The sequence below is a fragment of the Kitasatospora sp. NPDC059747 genome, from assembly GCF_042732955.1.
Taxonomy (GTDB): Bacteria; Actinomycetota; Actinomycetes; order Streptomycetales; family Streptomycetaceae; genus Kitasatospora.
The window spans coordinates 28,935-49,537 of the sequence record NZ_JBHWGV010000055.1; the positions used below are offsets into that span (position 1 = coordinate 28,935).

Annotated in this window: 15 protein-coding genes and 2 pseudogenes; 7 read left to right on the forward strand and 10 right to left on the reverse strand. The window is 74.6% G+C overall.

Annotated elements, in window-relative coordinates; all coding sequences use genetic code 11:
* Positions 1–28: 28 nt before the first annotated feature.
* The 5 genes and pseudogenes from ACFV4G_RS23670 to ACFV4G_RS23690 form a co-directional block, all read right to left on the reverse strand.
* Entirely contained in the window at positions 29–511 is a 483-nt protein-coding gene (locus ACFV4G_RS23670; protein WP_380443519.1) for an HAD family hydrolase, read from the reverse strand.
* Positions 508–1,929, reverse strand: a complete 1,422-nt coding sequence (locus ACFV4G_RS23675; RefSeq protein ID WP_380443521.1) for an RNA-binding protein — start codon at positions 1,927–1,929, stop codon at positions 508–510. The genes ACFV4G_RS23670 and ACFV4G_RS23675 overlap by 4 nt, the downstream gene beginning before the upstream one ends.
* 67 nt (positions 1,930–1,996) lie before the next feature.
* Positions 1,997–2,722: pseudogene (locus ACFV4G_RS23680) on the reverse strand (putative Ig domain-containing protein); the annotation flags it as partial.
* Between the two features lie 204 nt (positions 2,723–2,926).
* Positions 2,927–3,613 (reverse strand): annotated as a pseudogene (locus ACFV4G_RS23685) (trypsin-like peptidase domain-containing protein); the annotation flags it as partial.
* Positions 3,614–3,680: 67 nt separating this feature from the next.
* Positions 3,681–4,622: a hypothetical protein gene (locus ACFV4G_RS23690; RefSeq protein WP_380443522.1), complete on the reverse strand. Its 942-nt coding sequence runs from the start codon at positions 4,620–4,622 to the stop codon at positions 3,681–3,683.
* 173 nt (positions 4,623–4,795) lie between these two features.
* On the opposite strand from ACFV4G_RS23690, the gene ACFV4G_RS23695 reads away from it, so the two are divergent.
* Both ACFV4G_RS23695 and ACFV4G_RS23700 read left to right on the forward strand, forming a co-directional pair.
* Positions 4,796–5,917 carry an alpha/beta hydrolase gene (locus ACFV4G_RS23695; RefSeq protein ID WP_380443524.1) on the forward strand — a complete coding sequence of 374 codons (1,122 nt, stop codon included), beginning with the start codon at positions 4,796–4,798 and terminating at the stop codon, positions 5,915–5,917.
* Positions 5,918–6,041: 124 nt separating this feature from the next.
* The gene (locus ACFV4G_RS23700) at positions 6,042–8,525 is read left to right on the forward strand and encodes an ArnT family glycosyltransferase (RefSeq protein ID WP_380443526.1); all 2,484 of its coding nucleotides are present in this window, start codon (positions 6,042–6,044) and stop codon (positions 8,523–8,525) included.
* A 69-nt stretch (positions 8,526–8,594) separates the two neighbouring features.
* On the opposite strand, the gene ACFV4G_RS23705 is transcribed toward ACFV4G_RS23700, so the two are convergent.
* The 3 genes from ACFV4G_RS23705 to moaA form a co-directional block, all read right to left on the reverse strand.
* Positions 8,595–10,166, reverse strand: coding sequence for an alpha/beta hydrolase (locus ACFV4G_RS23705; RefSeq protein ID WP_380443528.1), 1,572 nt, complete (start codon positions 10,164–10,166; stop codon positions 8,595–8,597).
* 79 nt (positions 10,167–10,245) lie between these two features.
* A complete protein-coding gene (locus tag ACFV4G_RS23710; protein ID WP_380443530.1) occupies positions 10,246–10,998 on the reverse strand; it encodes an HNH endonuclease family protein in 753 nt (250 codons plus the stop codon).
* 129 nt (positions 10,999–11,127) lie between these two features.
* Entirely contained in the window at positions 11,128–12,123 is a 996-nt protein-coding gene (moaA, locus tag ACFV4G_RS23715) for a GTP 3',8-cyclase MoaA (protein WP_380443532.1), read from the reverse strand.
* Positions 12,124–12,268: 145 nt separating this feature from the next.
* On the opposite strand from moaA, the gene ACFV4G_RS23720 reads away from it, so the two are divergent.
* From ACFV4G_RS23720 to ACFV4G_RS23740, 5 genes are all read left to right on the forward strand, one after another.
* Positions 12,269–12,880 carry an NTP transferase domain-containing protein gene (locus ACFV4G_RS23720; RefSeq protein ID WP_380443534.1) on the forward strand — a complete coding sequence of 204 codons (612 nt, stop codon included), beginning with the start codon at positions 12,269–12,271 and terminating at the stop codon, positions 12,878–12,880.
* A 175-nt stretch (positions 12,881–13,055) separates the two neighbouring features.
* Entirely contained in the window at positions 13,056–13,907 is an 852-nt protein-coding gene (locus ACFV4G_RS23725) for a hypothetical protein (protein ID WP_380443536.1), read from the forward strand.
* Between the two features lie 182 nt (positions 13,908–14,089).
* A complete protein-coding gene (locus tag ACFV4G_RS23730) occupies positions 14,090–14,962 on the forward strand; it encodes a hypothetical protein (RefSeq protein WP_380443538.1) in 873 nt (290 codons plus the stop codon).
* Positions 14,963–15,136: 174 nt separating this feature from the next.
* Positions 15,137–16,060 (forward strand): (2Fe-2S)-binding protein, encoded by a 924-nt coding sequence (locus ACFV4G_RS23735; protein WP_380443540.1) that lies wholly within the window; start codon positions 15,137–15,139, stop codon positions 16,058–16,060.
* A 214-nt stretch (positions 16,061–16,274) separates the two neighbouring features.
* Positions 16,275–17,315 (forward strand): DUF2637 domain-containing protein, encoded by a 1,041-nt coding sequence (locus ACFV4G_RS23740; RefSeq protein WP_380443542.1) that lies wholly within the window; start codon positions 16,275–16,277, stop codon positions 17,313–17,315.
* Positions 17,316–17,353: 38 nt separating this feature from the next.
* Here ACFV4G_RS23740 and ACFV4G_RS23745 read toward each other — a convergent pair whose 3' ends face one another.
* Positions 17,354–19,639, reverse strand: coding sequence for a SpoIIE family protein phosphatase (locus ACFV4G_RS23745; RefSeq protein WP_380443543.1), 2,286 nt, complete (start codon positions 19,637–19,639; stop codon positions 17,354–17,356).
* A 368-nt stretch (positions 19,640–20,007) separates the two neighbouring features.
* Complete coding sequence (locus ACFV4G_RS23750; RefSeq protein WP_380443545.1) at positions 20,008–20,523, reverse strand: ATP-binding protein; 516 nt, start codon at positions 20,521–20,523, stop codon at positions 20,008–20,010.
* Positions 20,524–20,603: the final 80 nt, after the last annotated feature.

Sequence of the window (20,603 nt, forward strand, 5' to 3'; positions counted from 1 at the left end):
GACCCCATCGTGCGCGTCGGGAGGGGGGCTAGACGGGACCAGGCGGGGCCCGCGCGGGCGGCGCCGCCGCCCGGCGACGCCCCCCCCCCACCTCGGTGGCGCTGTGGATCCGCCCGGCGAAGTGCTCGTACAGGCCGGTGCGGCCGAGGGTGTGGCGCATCTTGTCGTGCGAGCCGCTGGACGCGACGCAGGTCGGCAGGGTGAGCTCGGCGATCCCGGCGAGCGCCTCGCGGATCCCGGCCACCGGTTCCAACTCGGCCTCCACGGCCTCGGCGTGGAGCTCGACGAAACGCGCGCGCCAGCGGTCGGCGGTCGCCGTGCCGAGCCGCTCGGCGACCACCGCGTGGTTGGCGGCCTCGGAGCGGCCGATGAAGTGCTCGACCACGTCGGGCAGGGTCAGCGGCCAGCCCAGCTCCGCGCCGAGGCGCATCTGGACGCGGGCGGCGATGACCTCGCTGTCCACGAGGACACCGTCGCAGTCGAATATCACCAACTCAATCGGCTTGATCATCCGCTCAGCTTAGGCCGGAGCAGGATGCGGCGCCGGTCGAGGTCCAATTCCTCCAGGACGACGGCGATTTCGGAGCCCTCCTCGACCCAGGACGGGACGTCCTCGGCGGGCAGCAGGCCGCCCAGTTCCAGGCCGGCGTCGTTGCGCAGGTCGACGAGCGCCCCCGGCACGAGGAGCTTGCGGACCACTCCGGTGAACATCCGCCCGACCGGCTCGGTGTCGGCGAAGAGCTGCCACGGGTCCGGCAGGAGGCCCTTCACCGACAAGTTGACCTGCTCCCAGGAGAATTCGACGTTCAACACGAGCGCCTCGATCTCCCGGCCCACCGGCGCGACGTCCTCCACCGAGTCGAAGCGGCTCCAGGACATGTCGGGGACGCGCAGGAATCCGGCGTACCGCCCGACACCGTCGCCGAGGTTCACGTGCACACCGATGTCGTCCAGGCCCGTCGACACCACCCCGCGCACCCGGTCGCCGGCCCACAGCGTCCCGAGGTAGGTCCGCAGCCGCTCGGCGCGGGTCGGCTGGAGGCGCCACCGGGTGCGCAACACGCCATCCAGGTCCGGGAGTTCGGCGGACAGAAGCGGGTGGCGATCGGCCGCATCGACGGGGATCAGCGCAGCCCGGCCCTTGCGCACGGACGTGTGCCGCTCGGCGACACACGCCGGGAAGGAGTCGCCGAGCTGCGGTTCCTCGACGAGCAGCGCGACCGGCCCGCGCCGCTCGATCGCGGCCAGGACGGCGTCGGTGTCGGGCGAGAGGGCCGGCCAGACGGCGAGCCGGGCGCGGGGCGTCAGCTTCGCCCGCACGGTCGCGACCTCCTCGACGGAGGAGATCTCGTACCACCGGCGGCCGTTGCGGACGTACTGCTCCTCAAGCAGCACCGCGCCGCGGGCCTCGGCCAGCGCGCCGACCTCCGCCCAGAACGCGTCGTCGGCCGGGCGCGCGTCGGCCACATCGTCCAACTCCCGCACGTACGGCGACTGTTGGACCTCGTCGACGTCAAGTCCCAGCGCCCGAACCCGTTCCACGGCGGCACCCGGGAAGGCCCCGCCGACGTACAACTCGCCCTCGTCGTCGACGTGGACGAAGAACCCGTCGTCGCCGTCGAGGCGGCACCACACGCCGTGCCGCAGCACCATCGCGCGCACCAGCGCCAGTCCGGTGGCCAACGGCACCTCGGCGCCGTCGTGGTAGCCCCGCTGTCGATAGTCGAAGAGGCCGTGCAGCCCGTCACCGTTGATGCCCATGCGGCGCTGGGAGAACGAGAAGAACCCGGTCAGCGCCGGGTTGTCGAGCGTCAGCCGGGTCACCCCGGCGTCGAGCGCGAGGCCGGCGACGGCGGCCGTGCAGGCCTGCGCGTGGCTCTCGCGGGAGTGGTGGTCGTGGGGGCCTTTCAGGCGGAGGACGGGAGGCATGCCGCGCAGTCTAGCCAGCCGGGCCGGCCGGACCGCGCGGCAGGAGCCACCGCCGGTCAGCGGTCCGTCAGCTCGTCTGGATGGAGGTGTCGTCGATCACGAAGCTCGTCTGCAGCGAGGCGTCCTCGGTGCCGGTGAACTTCAGCGTGACGCTCTTGCCCGCGTACGCCGACAGGTCGAAGGTCCGCTGCTGGTAGCCGGCCGCCGCGTCCACGTTGCTGTACGTCTTCAGCGTGGTCCCGTTGACCGACACCGTCAGCTTGTCGTACGCCGTGGTGCCCGTCTCCGCGGTGTCGATGTGCAGCCAGAAGCTCAGCGTCGCCTTGCAGCCCGCCGGGATCGTCACCGTCTGCGACAGCGTGTCCGTGTGCGCCGAGCCGTAGCCGTCCAGCCACGCCTTCCAGCTGCCGCCGTGCGCCGCCTGCGACGCGCTGTTGTCGATCACACCGCTCGACGCCGTCCACGGCGCCGCCGTACCCGTCTCGAAGCCCGGGTTGCCCAGCAGCTGCGCCGGCGTGCAGGAGCCACCCGCGCCCAGGACCGACCAGTTGAAGCTCGTGGTCGCGGTCGCCCCGGTCGCGTCGGTGACCGTGACCGTCACGGGGAACTGCCCGATCGTGTTCACCGCGCCGGAGATCAGGCCGGTCGAGGAGTCGACCGACAGGCCGGTGGGCAGGCCCGTGGCGGAGTACGACAGCGGCGCGGTGCCGCCGGAGGCCTGGAGCTGGAGGCTCACCGAGCCGTTGACGGTGGTCGACTGGTCACCGGGGCTGCTCACCGACACGGAGCTGCCGCCGCCCGGCTTGGTGAGCAGGCAGCCGGCGACGTTCAGGTCGATGGCCCGGCCCGCGCCGAGGCAGGTGGTGAACCAGTAGGTCTCCTCGCCGTAGCTCTGACCCTTGGTGGCGGTGGTGCTGCCGTCGGCGGCGACCTCGCACGGGTTGTTGAGGGTGCACATCTGGCCGTCGTCGTTGCCGGTGTTGTTGATGCCGACGATCCGCCCGCTCGCGGAGTCGATGATGGGCGAGCCCGACGTGCCGTGGGTGGTGTTGCAGCCGGAGTTGTAGCGCAGCGAGTCGTGCCAGGTCCACTGGTCCTCGCGCAGGGTGGACACGAACCCGTTGACGGAGCAGTTCCAGACCTGCTTCCAGTACGACGAGGGTATGTACATCGCCGCGCCGTTGACCGGGTGGCCGTCGTTGACGGTCAGCGCGGTGACGCCGTAGCGGCTCTTGATCGCGCCGTAGGTGTCGGTGAGTTCGTAGAGCGTGACGTCGGTGCCGGTCATCGTCGCGTACAGGACCTTGTCGGCCTGGACGGTGCCGAGGCTGTTCCCGGCGCCGTCGAGCAGGGTGCCGCTGCGACTGGCGGGGACGTTCTGGATGACCTGGCCGGCGCTCGGCATGGTGGGCAGGCAGTGGCCGTTGGTGAGCATGAGCGCCCGGTCGCCGTCGACGGAGGCGGGGTAGCGGACCAGCGAGGCCGAGCAGTCGTCGAGCGCGATGGTCGCCGTGAGGTCGGCCGCCTGGACGGCCTGTGCGGGGGCTGCGGCGAGTGTCAGCCCGCCGGCGATGACCGCGCTCGCGCCGGCGACGGCGACAAGTCTCTTGAACATGGCTCTCCTTGTGGGGGATCGCGGGGTGCCCGACTGGTCGCCGAGGCCCGCGCCGCACGAAAGTGCCATGGCCACTTCAAGGGGTCAACAGTCCTGACCGAAAAAGGCCGGGGAACGCCGTCGAACGTCAAGGACGCTACGGTTGCGGGAAGTTGTTCTGGTCCACGTCCTCGGTCTTGGCGTTGCCGCCGACCACCGGCTTGAGGGTGACCGACCACGACGTGGCGGTGCGCCCGGTCTCGAAGGCCAGCGTGTCCTGGAACTTGGTGAACCGGCAGCTCCGGGTGAACGCCTTCGCGTCGTTGTCCCAGTCCACGCCGCCCGAGAAGTAGACCTCGTACGTCCCGTCCCGGACGCCCTCGATGCTCGCGTTCGAGCCCTTGGCCACGTACACCGAGTTGACCGCCTTGCCGTCCAGGGCGAGCGTGACGACGGCGTCCGACGAGCCGCCGTTGTCGACCTTGAACACGCCCTCGCCGTTCAGCCGCCCCTTGCGGACCAGCGTGCCGTTGTCCAGCGTGCGGTTCTGCGCCGCCGGGAGCTGCGGGACGGCGAAGGTGGTCGGGTAGCCGGCCGTCGCCATCTTCGCGAGGGAGGCGGTGACGGCCTTCAGGCTCGCCGCCTGGCCCACCTCCGCGAGGCCGGCGCCGAGCCCGCACACGGTCTTGTGCTTGATGTCGCCCTGGATCTTCGCCATCTCGGTGCCGAGCTGGGTGAGGGCGGAGGCGAGGTCGCTCTGCGTGATCCCGACCTCGGGCGGCTGGTCGGCCGTGCGCAGCGTGAGGCTCGCGGCCTTGGCGCTGGTGGCGATCCCGGCGAGGTCGGTGTCGAGGTCGGCGAGGGTCGTGGCCGAGGTCACCTTGCCGAGCGCGGTGGTGACCGGGTCGACGGCTCCGGTGAGCACGGGCCCGTACGCGGGCCGGGTGGGCGTCGGCCGGGGCGTGGCGGTCGGCGCCGGCGGCGCGGCGGAACCACCGGACGGCTTCGGATCCGCGGCCGACCGCCCTCCCCCGCTGGAACAGGCCGCCAGCAGCAGCACCGATCCGACGGCCAGACCGGCCTTGGTGATGGACCTCATGAACCCCGCCCCCACGTGTCGTCCCCCGCACGCGCCGCGCACACTACGTGCACGTATCCCGCGGGACATCGTCCCGGAGCGTGCACAGCAAGGTCAACAGGGCGCACAAGGAGCGTACGGGCGCGCACGAGGGGCGCGCGGGGAGCCTGCGGCGGTCAACTACCATCGGGCCCGTGCTCAGTCTCACCGGCCTCCCCCTCCAGATCGTCGCGTCCGTGATCGCGATCGCCGTCTTCGCCGCCACCATGTGGCTGTGGCCGAGATTCGGCGGACGGACCTGGAAGTCCTGGCTCGGCCGGATCGGCGCCTTCCTCGCGACCCAGGTCTCGGTGCTGATCGCCATGGGCCTGGTCGCCAACAGCTACTTCGGCTTCTACAGCTCGTGGACCGACCTGCTCGGCACCAGCGGCAAGAACGGCACCGTGGTCGACCACACGCCCAACGCCTCCGGCGTGGCCGTGACCGGCGAGCAGAAGTTCTACTCGGCCCAGGGCTCGGACCCCGAGCGCTCCGGCCTGATCCAGAAGGTCGACGTCAAAGGAGCGGGCAGCGGCCTGACCAGCGAGGCCTACGTCTACCTGCCGCCGCAGTACTTCCAGCCGGACTACGCCAAGCAGCGCTTCCCGATGGCCCTGGTACTCACCGGCTACCCGGGCACCCCGGAGAAGCTGATCTCGCTCATGCAGTACCCGGCGTCCACCCTCGACGCGATCACCCAGAAGAAGCTGCCGCCGACCATCCTCGTGATGACCAGGCCCACGCTCGTCGGCAACCGGGACACCGAGTGCGTCGACGTGCCGAACGGCCCCCAGGTGGAGACCTTCTTCACCACCGACCTGCCCAAGGCCCTCGCCACCACCTACCGGATCGGCACCGCCCCGGACAACCGGGCCGTGATCGGCAACTCCACCGGCGGCTACTGCGCGCTCAAGTTCGCCCTGCGCAAGCCCGACTCCTACCCCGCGGCGATCGCGCTCTCCGGCTACTACAGCGCGGCCCACGACGAGACCACCGGCGACCTGTTCGGCGGCAGCGACAAGCTGAAGCAGGAGAACGACCTCCTGTGGCGGCTGAAGAACCAGCCGCCCGCCCCGGTCTCGCTGCTGCTGACGACCGCCAACGACGAGAACAACTACGGCGAGACCCAGGCCATGGTCGGCGCCTTCAAGGCCCCGACCAAGATGTCCACGATCACCCTGGACACCGCCGGCCACAACTTCCACACCTGGACCCGCGAGATCCCCCCGGCCCTGGAGTGGCTCGGCAAGCACCTGGTCATGCCCCAGCCCGCCTGAGCGTGCGGCGAGCCGTCCCGTCGGGCCGCCAAGAACGGCCGAACCGGGCGTGAAACCCTAGATCACACCCGGCTCACAGTCCCGTCTCACGCTTCTCTCAGGCGCGCCACGCACGGTATGGCGCATGACCACGACCAGCTACACCCAGCCGGCCGGTGAACCGTGGCCCGAGGCCGCGGACTTCCCGCCGCCGGAGGTGCCCCAGCCGGCCCCCGCACCGGTCCCGGCACCGCTCTTCCCCGAGCAGTCCCTGCCGCCGGCCGGACCCAAGGGCCCGGCCTCCTGGTCGGGCCGACTGCGTACCCTCCCCGCCCGCGCCTGGCGCGGCCGTGCCGACGACCCCCGCTGGGTGCGCCCGGCCCTGCTCGGCCTGATGGCCGCCACCGCCGTCCTCTACCTGTGGGACCTCAGCGCCTCCGGCTGGGCCAACGCCTTCTACTCCGCGGCCGTCCAGGCGGGCAGCCAGAGCTGGAAGGCGTTCTTCTTCGGCTCCTCCGACGCCTCGAACTTCATCACGGTCGACAAGCCCCCGGCGTCGCTGTGGCCGATGGCCCTGTCCGCGCGGATCTTCGGCCTCTCGTCGTGGTCGCTCCTCGCCCCGCAGGCGCTCATGGGCGCCGCCACCGTCGGCGTGCTGTACGCGGCGGTGCGCCGCCGCTTCTCCCCGCTCGGCGGCCTGCTCGCCGGCGCCGCGTTCGCCCTCACCCCGGTGGCGGCGCTGATGTTCCGCTTCAACAACCCGGACGCGCTGCTCGTCCTGCTGCTCACCGTCGGCGCGTACGGGCTGATCCGCGCGATCGAGACGGCGAGCACCCGGTGGCTGCTGTTCACCGGCGCCGTGTTCGGCTTCGCGTTCCTCACCAAGACCCTGGCGGCGTTCCTGATCCTGCCCGCCTTCGCGGTGATCTACCTCGTCGTGGCGCCCACCGGCCTGTGGCGGCGGGTGCGCCAGACGCTGCTCGCGGGCGTCGCGCTGGCCGTCGCCGGCGGCTGGTGGGTCGCGGTCGTCGAACTGCTGCCCGCCTCCGCCCGCCCGTACGTCGGCGGCTCGCAGGACAACAGCTTCCTGTCGCTCACCTTCGGCTACAACGGCCTCGGCCGGGTCGACGGCAACGAGCGCGGCAGCGTGGGCGGCGGCGGCCGCCTCCCGGCCGGGCTCGACCTGCCGGCCGGCGCCGCGCAGGGGATGAAGAACCGCGGCTGGGGCCAGACCGGCATCACCCGCCTGTTCGGCAGCGACATCGGCGGCCAGATCGCCTGGCTCCTGCCGGCCGCGCTGATCCTGCTGCTGGTCGCGCTCTGGGCGACCCGCCGCTACGCCCGCACCGACACCGCCCGCGCGGCGTTCCTGGTCTGGGGCGGGTGGCTGGTCTCCACCGCGCTGATCTTCAGCTTCATGTCCGGGATCTTCCACCAGTACTACACCGTGGCGCTCGCCCCGGCCGTCGCCGCACTGGTCGGCATGGGCGTGGACGGACTGTGGCGGGCGCGCCACCGCCTGCCGTACGCGCTGGTCCTCGCGGGCACCCTCGCGACGACGGCGGTGTGGGCGTTCGTCCTGCTCGGCCGCAGCTCGGGCTTCCTGCCGTGGCTGCGCTGGGCGGTCCTGGCCGCCGGGCTCGCGGCGGCGGCCGCGCTGGTGGCCGGGCAGTTCGCGGGGCGGACCTCCGGGCGGACCGGGGCGCGGATCGCCTCGGTGGCCGGCCTCGTGGGCCTCGCGGCGGCGCTCGGCGGCCCGGCGGCGTACGCGGTGGACACCGTCGGCACGGCGCACAACGGCTCGATCATCACGGCCGGGCCGTCCGTCAAGGGCGCGTTCGGGCCGGGCTCGTTCGGCAAGGGCGGCCGGGGCGGCAAGGGCGCCACGGGCAACGGCCGGGGCTTCGGCGGCCAGTTCCCCGGCGGGCAGGGCTTCCCCGGCGGGCAGGGCGGTCAGGGCGGTCAGGGCGGCTTCCCCGGCGGCCGGGCCCCGCACGGCCAGAACGGCGGCGGCTTCCCGGGCGGCTTCGGCGGCGGCCAGGGCGGCTTCCCCGGTGCCGGCAACGGCTCCGGCAACAGCTCCGGCAACGGCAGCGCCGACGGCGGTCGCCACGAGCGCGGCAACGGCACCGGCACCGGCACCGGCACCCCGGGCATGCCCGGCGCGGCGGACCCCGAGGGCGCGGGCGGCTTCGGCGGCCCCGGCGGCACGGGCGGCGGCATGGGCGGCATGGGCGGCCTGCTCGGCGGCACCAAGGTCGGCGACGAGGCCGCGGCCCTCCTCAAGCAGGACGCCGACCACTACACCTGGGCCGCCGCGACCACCGGCTCCCAGAACGCCGCGAGCTACCAGCTCGCCACCGGCAAGCCGGTGATGGCCCTCGGCGGCTTCAACGGCACCGACCCGTCGCTGAGCCTGGCCGACTTCCAGAAGTACGTCCAGGAGGGCAGGATCCACTGGTTCATCGGCGGCGGCTCGCACCGCGGCTTCGGCGGCGGCGGTGCCGGCGACGACAGCGGGCAGCAGAACGAGAGCGCCCAGATCGAGGCGTGGGTGACCGGCCACTTCACCGCGAAGACGGTCGGCGGCGCCACGTTCTACGACCTCACGGCGGCCCCGTCCTCCTGAGCCGGACGAACCCCGAGGGGCGCACCGCGAACCACGCGGTGCGCCCCTCGGCGCGTCGACGGCCGGCCGTCAGTCCGTCGCGCAGTGCGTGCCCGCCTCCGGCAGCCGCCCGTCCACCAGGTACGAGGTGACCGCGCCGCGCACGCAGCCGCTCTTGTCGTACGCGGTGTGCCCGTCGCCCTCGCGCGTCAGCAGCACGCCGTGCTCGAAGCCCGCCGCCATCCGCTGCGCCCACGGGTAGGGCGTGACCGGGTCGCCGGTGGAGCCGACGACGAGGACCGGGGCGCTGCCCGGCGCCCGCACCGTGTGCGGCTGCTCGGTCGAACGGTAGGGCCAGGGACGGCAGTCGGGGTCGAGCAGGGTGGCCCGGGTGTCGTGCGAGCCGGTCAGCGGGGCCCGGGCGGAGAGGTCGGCGAGCGCCTCGCGCAGGTCCGCGTCGGTGGGCGCCAGCGGGGCGTCGGCGCAGTGGATCGCGGCGTACGCGTCGGCGGGCGTCTCGAAGTGGCCGTCCTCGTCGCGGCCGGTGTTGGCGTCGGCGAGCTTGAGCAGTTCGTCGCCGTCGGCGCGGGTGATCGCGGGTTCGATGGCCGCGCGCAGCCGCTCCCACGAACGGTGCCCGTCGTAGAGGACGTTGAGGACGCCGTTCCAGCCGAGGGTCGCGGTGACCGGCCGCCCGCCGGAGGTGCTCAGCGGGTGCTTCTTGAGGCCGTCGAGGAACGTGGCGAGCCGCTTGGGGGCGGTGTCCGGGTCGGTGCCGAGCGGGCAGAAGTCCTCGGCCGAGGCGCAGTCGGCGGCGAACGCGGTGAACTCGGTCTCGGTGGCGGCGGCCTGCTCGCCGTTCATGTGCAGGAGGTCGGTGCTGCGCTCGACGGCGCCGTCGAGGACGAGCCGGCCGGTGCGCTCGGGGAACTCCTCGGCGTACAGGGCGCCGAGGTAGGTGCCGTAGGAGAGGCCGAGGAAGTCGAGCTTGCGGTCGCCGAGGGCGCTGCGCAGCACGTCCATGTCGCGGGCGCTGTTGCGGGTGCCGACGAACGGGAGCACCTTGGCGTACTTGGCCCCGCAGGCGTCGGCGAGCACCTGGCCGTGGTCGTAGGACGGGTCGTCGGTGCTGGTCCACTCGTCGCGGGTGCGGTCGTCGAGGCAGGTGACGGGGATCGTGCGCCCGGCGCCGCGCGGGTCGAAGCCGACCAGGTCGAAGTGGTCGTGCAGCGGGGTGTCGAAGCTCCGCCAGCCCCACTGGACCTGGGAGACGCCGGAGTTGCCGGGGCCGCCGGGGTTGAGCACGAGCGAACCGAGGCGGTGGGCCGGGTCGGCGGCGGGCACGCGGGCGAGGGCGACGTCGATGGTCTCGCCCCCGGGGTCGGCGTAGTCGAGCGGCACCTTGAGGACGGCGCACTGCACGACCGTCTCCTCGGGGTCGCCGTTGCCGTCGTCGCTGCAGGGCGCCCACGCGATCCGCTGGTCGTAGAGGGCGCGCAGGGCCGGGGAGGCGGTGTCGGAGACCCGTTCGGCGATCGGCGCGCGGGGGGCGGTGCCCGCTGCGCCGCCCGGGGCGACGGAGCCGGTGCAGCCCGCGGGCAGCGCGACGGCGAGGGCGGCGGCGAGGGCCGGCAGGGCGCGCCGCGGGTACCGGGGGATCATCGAGTCCACCGCCCACGAATACCACCTGGCCGGTGCTCCGGTCACGCCGGGGACCTGCGGGGACGGCGGGATCGGGCGTTCACCGGGCGGAGCACTGTTCGAGCATGGTCTTCTTGTCGGCTTCGGTGACCGGGAGTTGGTACTTGAGCGACACCTGGGCGAAGCGCACCGCGTACGCGCAGCGGATCTCGGTGTCGGCCGGAAGCCACGCGGCCGGGCCGGAGTCGCCCTTGGAGGCGTTCTGGGAGCCGTCGGCGGGGATCAGGTTGAGCGGGTCGTTGGCGATCCGGACGCGCTTGGCCTTGTCCCACGTGGCGGCGCCCATCTGCCAGTCGTAGGAGAGCGGCATCACGTGGTCGATCTGGATCTTCGTGGCCTGCTGCTTGGTCCACCGGACGGTCGTGCCGGTGTACGGGTCGAGGATGGTCATCGCGGTGACGACGCAGTCCGAGCCGTCCTTGCGCTCGACGGCGGTGCCGTCGCGGGCGAGCAGGTCGTTGCGGGTGTCGCAGTTGTTGCGCCCGAGCGGGACGCCCTCGACGTTGTCGGTCCAGGCGGGCCCGAACTCGCTCCGGTCGTAGCCGTCCCGCGGGCCGGGGGCGGCGGTGGCGACCTTCGCGATGAGGTCGCGGCCGGCCTTGCGGTCCTGCGGCGAACTCAGCGGCGCGAGACCGGGCTTGGTGCCGTCGGGGTTCTCCAGCGGACTGGTGCCCGCGCCCCCGGCCCGGACGTGCGGAGTGCCGTCGCGCCCGCCGACGAGCCACCCGGCCAGCGCGAGCACGCATATGAGGAACACGGTGGCGGCGGACAGCGCGGTGCGGCGGGCGGGCACGGAGGACTCCCGGGGTGAGGGGCGGTCTGACGGCGCACCAGCAGATCAGCCGCCCCAAGAGCGGGTCAAGGCGACGCCACGCGAACCCCAAGGAGCATGTCGAAGATCACAATTGCCGAAAGGCGCGCCCTATCCGCCGATCGCGGACATCGGGCGCTCCGGCCGGACGAAGCCCTCGGAGTTGATGGCGTGTCCGGGGCCCTTGCGGCCGATGGTGGCGCGCCAGGCCGCCTCCACCGCGTCGTCGTCGGCGCCGCCGCGCAGGAGGGCGCGCAGGTCGGACTCCTCGGTCGCGAACAGGCAGTTGCGCAGCTGCCCGTCCGCGGTGAGGCGGACCCGGTCGCAGCCGCCGCAGAACGGGCGGGTGACGGAGGCGATCACGCCGATCACGGTGTCGGTGCCGGCGATGCGCCACTCCTCGGCGGGGGCGTTGCCGTGCCGGCCGACCGGGACGAGGTCCCAGCGGGCGCCGAGGACGGCGAGGATCTCGTCGGCGGTGACCATCGTCGAACGGTCCCAGGCGCCCTGCGCGTCCAGCGGCATCGACTCGATGAACCGCATCCGGTAGCCGTGCTCGGCCGCGAACTCGGCGAGCGGCACGATCTCGTCGTCGTTGACGCCGCGCACCGGCACGGCGTTGACCTTCACCGGCGCGAGGCCCGCGGCCTGCGCCGCGGCCAGGCCGGCGAACACGTCGGCGATCCGGTCCCGGCGGGTGATCGCCGCGTAGCGCTCGGGCCGCAGGGTGTCCAGGCTGACGTTCACCCGGTGCAGCCCGGCCTCGCGCAGCGCGGCGGCGGTGCGGGCGAGCCCGATGCCGTTGGTCGTCAGCGACACCTCGGGGCCGAGCGCGGTGATCCGCCCGACCAGGTCCGGCAGGCCGCGGCGCAGCAGCGGCTCGCCGCCGGTGAGCCGGACCGACGTGATCCCGAGCCGCCGGACGGCGATCCGCACCAGCCGCAGCACCTCGTCGTCGCCGAGCACCTCGGCCTTGGGCAGCCAGTCGAGACCCTCGGCCGGCATGCAGTACGTGCAGCGCAGGTTGCAGCGGTCGGTGAGCGAGACCCGCAGGTCGGTGTGGACCCGGCCGAAGCGGTCCAGCAGCGGGCGCGGTGCGGTGTTCATCTGCCAAGTACAGGGGCCGCGGGGGCGCACCGCCAGCGGCCGAACCGCCGGGGACCGGCCACGACCTGCGGCTTCGCCTTGTGGATTCGTACAACTGTGGGTTCCCACGATGCGCGGCGGCGCCCCGGGCGGGCAGGCTGGGCCCATGCAGACCACTCCCGGGCCCTCCGCGCCGGTCGCCGCGCTCGTGCTCGCCGCCGGCGGCGGGCGCCGGCTCGGCGGGCGGCCCAAGGCGCTGATCCGCTACGACGGCCGGCCGCTGGTCGAACATGCGGTGGCCGTCGTACGGGCCGGCGGCTGCACGGACGTGACGGTGGTGCTGGGCGCCGAGCGCGAGAAGGTCCGCGCCACCGCCCACCTGCCGGGCTGCCGTCTGGTCGCCAACCCGGACTGGGCGGGCGGCATGGGCTCCTCGCTGCGGGCCGGCCTGGCCGCGCTCGCCCCGGGCGCGTCCGCGGTGCTGGTGATGCTCGTCGACACCCCGGGCGTCACCCCGGCCGCGGTGGCCCGCCTGCTGGCCGCGCACCGGGCGGGCGCCGACCTCGCCGCGGCGGCCTACGGCGGACGGCGCGGGCACCCGGTGCTGATCGGCGCCCGGCACTTCGCGGAGGCCGCCCGGGGCGCGACGGGCGACGCGGGAGCCCGCGCGCTCCTGACGGCGCACGCGGACGCGATCACGCTCGTCGAGTGCGCCGACATCGCCGTCCCGGACGACCTCGACACCCCGGCCGACCTGGCCCGCTGGTCCGCCGGGTGACCATCCGCCCGGCGCACACCACCGGCCCGCGCCGCCCCACCGCACGCTCCGCACACCGACCGGCCGCACACCCCTGATCTCTCCCTGAGGATTGCCCCATTCCGCGTCCATCGGCCCCGGTTTCAGGGAGCATGGGAGGCGTCCTCCCACCCGACTCGAACGGACGGAGCCCGAGATGGCCGGACTGCCCGACGACTTCACCGGACACGACCCCGCTCGCCACGGGCCGGGGGCGGGCGGTGGCGGCCGGGCGATCCGCTGCCCGGCCTGCCGCCGCGAACACCTCTACGAACCGCCCTCGCTGCCCTGTCCCTGCGGCGCCTCCCTGAAGGTGCCGCTGCTGCGCGGCGGTGTGCCCGTGCAGGTGCGCTTCCGCTCCTGGGAGGACTCCTGGCTGAGCATGCGCTGTCCGCACTGCGGGCGCTCCGACCAGTGGCCGCAGCCCGAGTTCACCTGCAACTGCGGCGCCACCGTCCGCCTGCCGGTGGACCGCACCACCCGCCTGGGCGGCGGCACCGCCGCCCCGCTCGGCGGCACCGGGCCGCAGCCCGCCCGCCCGTACCCGGCGCACCCGATGAACGCCCCGGTGCCCGCCCCGCCCGGCGGCAGCGGCGGCCAGGCCAAGCCCTTCCGCCACCGCGCGCCCTTCCGCCCGCACCCGGTGCGCACCTCCCAGGACGCCGTGTTCACCGCCGCCCGCTACCTGGAGTGGCTCGGCTTCGACGACCTGGAGCTGACGGAGGCCCAGGAGCGCGACGGCGTCACCCTGCTGGGCAGCCGGATGGTCGCCCAGGTCGACACCTGGACCGAGCCCGCCGACGTCAAGTCGGTGGAGTGCCTGTGGCTGCAGACCCTGCACGCCGAGGAGATGGCCGCCGCGATGTTCACCCTCGCGGGCTACTCCCACCAGGCCACCGTCCGCGGCGAACAACTGCTGGTCGCCCTGTTCAGCCTGGACCTCGCCGGCGTCCCGCAGCCCGCCAACGGCGCCGCCGAGGCACTGATGGAGACCGGCTGGACCTCCTGACCCCGCCCGCCCCACTGGATCGATTCCTCCGCGGACGCAACAACCTGCGCTCGTGATCTGGTGCACAAGCTCACCCGCGTGTTGAATTGCCGCCACAGCGCGGACCCCGTCCTGTCGCCGAACTCCCCTCGCCCGCAAGGTGAGCAGGAGCCCGGCGCCAGGACCTGCGGGGTGCCGTGCCGATGCTGGATGGCGCACACAAGGAGGTGGCGTTGTCGGAGCACGGATGGGGCCCGAGCGGCCCGGACGGGCGGGGGCGGGCGGCACCGGAGGAGCCGGGGGACGCCGTGTGGCGGCTACGGTCCCGGGGGTGCTGGCAGGAGGCCGCCGACGTGCTGCGACCGGCCGCCGAACACGATCCGGCGGTCGCCCTCGGGCGCGCCGAACTCCTCATCGAGCGCTGCCTGTTCACCGCGGCGCACTGGACGCAGGCGGAACAGGCGCTGCGCCTGGCCGAGGCCGGCGTCACCACCACCGAGCAGCGCGCGGCCGCCGCCTGCGCCCGCGGCTTCCTGGCGTACCTCGCCAGCGTGCTCGGCCCCCGCGACCGGCTCGACGAGGCGCAGGCCGCGTTCGGCCGCACCTCGGCACTGCTCCCGCCGGACGCCCCCGGGCGCCCGCTGCTGGACTTCCGCCGCGGCCTGGTCGCGGAGAACCTCCTGCGGGACCGCGGTGCCGCCTGGATCGCCTACCGCAGGGCGCACGACGGCGCCGGCGAGCGCGGCGACGAGCTGCTGCGCTCCTACACCTGGCGCCACCTCGCCGCACTGGCGCTCGCGCGCGGGGACCACGGCCACGCCCGCGAGGGCTTCGACGCCTCGCTGCGCCTGCGCGAGCAACTCGGCTTCACCGTGGGCGTCGCACCGGCGCTCGCGGCGCTCGCCGAGGTGTCCGAACCGGCCGAGGCGGCGCGGCTGCGCGCCGAGGCCACCCGGCTCGTCCACGCCCTGGGAGGCGTACCCGTGTGGCTCGCGCGCCAGCTGGGCGCGGGCCGCGCTCCGGCGCCTCCCCCGGACGGACGCATCGGACGGGAGACCAGGGGCAGCATCAGCTAAGGTGAGCCTAACCTGGCCGGGGAGAGCAGCGCCCCGGCCGGGTTCGCCTTGCCGCTCCCGGGCACCGCCATGCCCCGGCCCGGCGCGGGCGCGCGCCGGGGCTCCGCCCAGCGGTCCGGCGGGCCCCGCCGTGCCACCCGCCGGCGGGCCCGGACGACCCGATGGGGCCCGCCCATGACCGCGACCAGCGCCACCGCGAGCAGCACCCGGCCCGGCCCCGCGCCGCGCGCCCCGCACACCACCACGGTCGGCCCCCACCCCGACGCCTCCGATCCCGCCGACCCCTGCGCCACCGCATACCGCCGGCTCGCCGTCCTCTCCCCCGTCCTGCGCGTGCACTGCGCCCCGCCCCGGCGCGGCCACGGCTGGATCCCCGCCGCCGACCTCGCCGACCGCCCCGGGGCCGTCCGCGACCTGATCGCCCACGACGCCCGCCAGGGCCTCGCCCGCTACGGGCAGCCGCTGCGCCCGGACGTCGCCGCCGGCTTCGCCCTGCACCGCTTCGCCTGGCCCGCCTCCCTGCTGTTCACCGCGCCGTGGTTCCTGGAGCGGCGCGTCCCGCTGCTCACCCCCGCCGACGTCTCGCTGCGCCGCCGCACCGGCGAGGTGACGGTCCGCCCGGGCGCCTTCGCCTGCCTGCCCGAGGACCCGGCCGCCGGCCTGCCGCAGGCCCGGCCGGTGCCGGGCGGGGCCGCGCTGGCCGCCGAACTCCGGCGGGCGGTGGGCGGGTTCCTCGCGCCGGTGCTGGCCGCGTTCCGCCCCGAGGTGCGGCGCGGGCCGCGCGTGCTGTGGGCGATGGCCACCGACGCGGCGGTCGAGGGGCTCTGGCACGTCGCCGGACTGCTCGGCGAGGAGGAGCGGGCGCGGACCGAGCTGACCGCCCTGCTGGACCCGGCCGCCCCGGCGTGCGCGCCCGGCGCGGCCACCACCTCCACCCCGGGCCCGTCCCCCTTCACCCCGGGCGCCGGTTTCGGCCCGCGGGGCGGCGGCCCCGGCGGTCCTTCGGGTACCGACCGGGCGCGCGCCAGCTGCTGTCTCGTCTACACCGCCGAGCCCGCGGCGATGTGCGGCGGCTGCCCGCGCGTCACGCGGAATTGACGAAAGGACGTGCGAGCGGGAATCCGGAAAGCCCGGAATTCCGGCAATCGTCCGCCGCACATTGATACGAAAATGCGATTGAGTTGGGGTCAGAAATCCCTCTACTCAGCGCATTGACGGCGAATCGGCCATTCCTTCGGCACGCATCCGTCATGATGGTCCCCGCCATCACGACGCAGGAACGCGACGCAGGAAAGCGAGGCTGGTCCCGGCGATGAAATTGTCCGACATACCGCTCGGCTGGGCCGTCACCGGAGGCGTAGGGCTGCTGGTCAGCGCACTCCTCCTGGCCCTGGCCCGGAGCCGGGGATCCGCCGCCGCGGGCGCGGACACCTGGGAGCGAACCGAGGAACGGCGCCGCCGCAAGGAATCCCTGTACGGGGGTGCCTCCTACACGCTGCTGTTCTGCTGCGCCGCCGTCGCCGCCGCGCTCTCCTTCCACGGCCTGGTCGGCTTCGGGGTGCAGAACCTGAACCTCTCCGGCGGCTGGGAGTACCTGGTGCCGTTCGGGCTCGACGGCGCGGCGATGTTCTGCTCGGTGCTCGCCGTCCGCGAGGCCAGCCACGGCGACGCCGCCCTCGGCTCGCGCCTGCTGGTGTGGCTGTTCGCCGGCGCCTCCGCCTGGTTCAACTGGGTGCACGCCCCGCGCGGCTTCGGCCACGCCGGCGCCCCGCAGTTCTTCTCCGGGATGTCGCTCTCGGCGGCCATCCTGTTCGACCGGGCGCTCAAGCAGACCCGCCGGGCCGCCCTGCGCGAGCAGGGGCTCGTCCCGCGGCCGCTGCCGCAGATCCGCATCGTGCGCTGGCTGCGCGCGCCGCGCGAGACGTACGCGGCCTGGTCGCTGATGCTCCTGGAGGGCGTGCGCAGCCTCGACGAGGCGGTGGACGAGGTCCGCGAGGAGAAGCGGGAGCGGGTGGCGGAGAAGGAGCGCCGCAAGCTCGCCGGGCGCCGGGAGCGCGCCGAGATCCGGGCGATCAGCCGCAGCAACGGCGCCTGGCGCGGCGGACGCGGCGGCGCCCGGCAGTTGGAGTCCGCCGGCTCGGAGCCCGCCATAGCCGGCGGGCCCGGGGCGGAGCGCTCCGCCGGCCCCCGCGGGGTCGAGGCCGCGGCCGGGGGCACCGTGGTGCCGCCCGGCCTCCCGGCCCGCCCCGAGCTGCGCACCATCGACCTCACCGCCGACGAGGACACCGTGACGCTGCCCCGGCTGGACTCGCTGGAGCAGAAGCTCAAGGACCTGGAGCAGCAGTTCGGCTAGTGCCGCGGCACGGGCGCGCTCCTACGCGGCAGCGGCTCCTACGCGGCCGCGGCGCCGCCGCTGAGTTCGAACCACATGCGCTTGCCGGAGCCGCGCGGCTCGACGCCCCAGGCGTCCGCGAGCGCCTCCACGAGCATCAGGCCGCGTCCGGAGGAGGCCTGTTCGCCCGGTGTCCGGCGGGTCGGCCACAGGTCCGACTCGTCCTCCACCTCGACCCGCAGCCGGGCCCGGCCGCCGTCGGAGGCCGCCTCCCGGTAGAGGCGGGCGGTGAACATGGCGTCCCGGTCGGTGTGCCGGATGGCGTTGGTGACCAGCTCGGAGGAGAGCAGTTCGGCGGTGTCGATGAACTCGGCGACGCCCCAGCGGCGCAGCGCGTCGCGCAGTTCCGCCCGCACCTCGGCGATGCGGGCGAGGTCGGCCTGGCCGATCCGGCGGCGCAGCTGCTGGGCGGCCAGGCCGCCGGCCGGCCCGTCCCAGCGCAGGAGGAGCAGCGCTATGTCGTCCTCGCGCTCGCTGGAGTCGGCGGCCTGGGAGGCGATCCGGTCGGCCAGGTCCTCCAGCGGGTCGCGGGCGGCCTCCTCGGCGGGCGGGAGCGGCTCGGCGAGCGCCCTGGTGAGCCGGGCGACGCCCTCGTCCAGGTCCATGCCGCGGGACTCCACCAGGCCGTCGGTGCACAGCAGCACTGTCTCGCCCGGGTCGAGGCTGAAGCGGGTGACCCGGTACTCCTGGTCGGGGTCGATGCCCAGCGGCAGGCCGCCGGCCACCGGCACGGTGGCCGCGGTGCCGTCCGAGCGGCGCACCACCGGGTCGAGGTGGCCGGCCCGCACCGCGTAGACGACGCCGTAGTCCACGTTGACCTCGGCGTAGGTGCAGGTCGCGAAGTGGTCGGTGTCCAGGTCGGCGAGGAAGCGGGAGGCGCGGGCCATCACGGCGGCCGGCGGGTGCCCCTCGGCCGCGTAGGCGCGCAGCGCGATCCGCAGCTGGCCCATGATCCCGGCGGCGTGCACGTCGTGGCCCTGGACATCGCCGATCACCAGGCCCACGTGCCCGCCGGGCAGCGGCACCACGTCGTACCAGTCGCCGCCGATCTGCAGCCCGGAGCCGGCCGCCAGGTAGCGCACGGCCGTGGTGACGCCCGGTACGGACGGCACGGTGCGCGGCAGCATCACCCGCTGGAGGCCGGCCGCCAGCTCGTGCTCGGCGTCGTGCAGCCGGGCCCGCGCCAGCGACTGGGCGACCAGGCCGCCCAGCGTCGTCAGCAGGGTCCGCTCGTCGGCGTCCAGCTCGCGCTCGTCGTCGAAGCTGACCACGCACACGCCGATCGCCCGGCCGCTGGCCACCAGCGGCAGGTAGGCCCAGGAGCCGCGGCCGTTGCGGCTGGTCGGCTCCCACACGTCGGGGTAGCAGTCGCGGTACTCGTCGCGGGAGGAGACGAACACCGGCGCGCGGTGGCGCAGCGCCTCGGCGGCGGGGTGGCCGGCCGGCAGCAGCGTGCGGTCCCAGATGGCGAGCGCGCCGGGCCGGTAGCCGGAGGCGCCGAGGATCCGGGCCCGCCCGGCCTCGAAGGCGGCCAGCACCAGGCCGTCGGGCGGCAGCCCGGGCAGCGGCAGCTCGGTGAAGACCCGGGCGACGTCCCGGACGGTGACCGCCTCGGACAGCGCGCGGGCGGCCTCCTTGATGAAGCGGGAGCGCTCCTCGCGCAGCAGCGCGAGCCGGTCGGCGCGGTCGCGCTTGTGCAGTTCGACGGTGGCGTCCCAGACGAAGCCGACCATCCGGGAGGCGCGCCCGAAGGCGTCTGCGAGCACCCGGCCGCGGAAGCGCACGGCGCGCATGGTGCCGTTCGGCCCGACCGTGCGGTAGTAGGCGCCGCACTGGCCGAGCTCGGCGACCGCGCGCTCGACCCGGCGGCGCACCACGGGCGCGTCCTCGGGGTGCAGCAGGGCGAGGAAGGAGGCGGCGGTGCGGTCGAACGCACCCTGGCCGACCTCGTCCAGGCCGATGATCGCGCAGGCCCGCGGGTCGCCCTCCAGCACGTCGCGGCGGATGTCCCAGTCGAAGGAGCCGATGCCGTTGGCGGCCATCGCGGGCTCCAGCCAGTCCGGCATGGCGTCGCCGGCGGCCGACGGCAGCCCGCCGGGGAGCATCGGCGCCAGGCGGCCGACGGCCCCGGGGGCGGTGCGCAGCGGGCGCCGGCGCACGGCCTGGGCGGGCGGCTTCGCCCGGCCGGTGCCCGTGGTCGTGGGACCGGGTGAGCCGACCGGCGGGTCGGCCGTGGACGCGCCGGGAGGAAGCGCCGGCCCCGGCGACTCGGGCTCAGTGGGCATGCTGCTCCTGCCGCTGCCGTGACGGACCCGCCGACCGTCCGGCCGGACCGCGTGGCGATGTGGTGGGTGGTGCTGGATCGGACGGTGCCGGCCTGCGGCGGTCAGTCGAGGTACCGTCTCCCCGCTGCTCTCCGCACGTGGTCACACATTCCCACCATCCTGGCCAATGTTCGGCCCAGCGGCAATGGCAACGGGCCGGAAATCTTCTGTTCCGCCTTCTGTTCAGGGCGTCCTTCGACGACGAATGAACCGCATCCGAACTATTCTGCGGGCGGGTCGCGCGCTCCGGCGATTTCCGCGGCGCACCGGCGCGGCACCGGCCGCGGCACCGGCTTCGGATCCGGCCGTAGGCCCGGCCGCGGGTCCGGTCAGGGCGTCGCGAGCTCGAACCAGGTGACCTTGCCGTCGCCGCGCAGCTGGACGCCCCACGCGTCCGCGAGCGCCTCGACCAGCATGAGCCCGCGGCCCGAGGTCGCGTACTCGGCGTCCGGGTCGCGCCGGCGGCCGGGCAGCCGGGTCGCGCCGTCCTGCACCTCGATCCGCAGCCGGTGGTCGGTGCCGAGCACCGCGTCGAACACCGCGCCCTTGCCGGTGTGCAGCAGCGCGTTGGTCACCAGCTCGGAGGAGAGGAGCTCAGCGGTGTCGGAGAGCTCCGGCACCCCCCAGTGGCTCAGTGCGGTGCGCAGCCGGTGCCGGACCGAGCCGACGGCGACCAGGTCGGCCGGGTCGAGCGTCAGATGGAGCCGGCGGTGCAGCGCGCAGCCGGGGGCGGTGGCACCCGGCAGGGCGGTCCCCGTCGTGCCGCCCGGAGCCTGGACCGGCCCGGACCGGTAGGCGTCGCCCGAACTCGTCCGCTGCCGCGGGAATCGCGACTGACCGTCCATCACCACTTGCCCCCGCCCTCGCATCCGGGCCCCCGGGCAGGATCCCCCGCCCGCCGGGTGGCCCTCCTCGTTCCGACCAC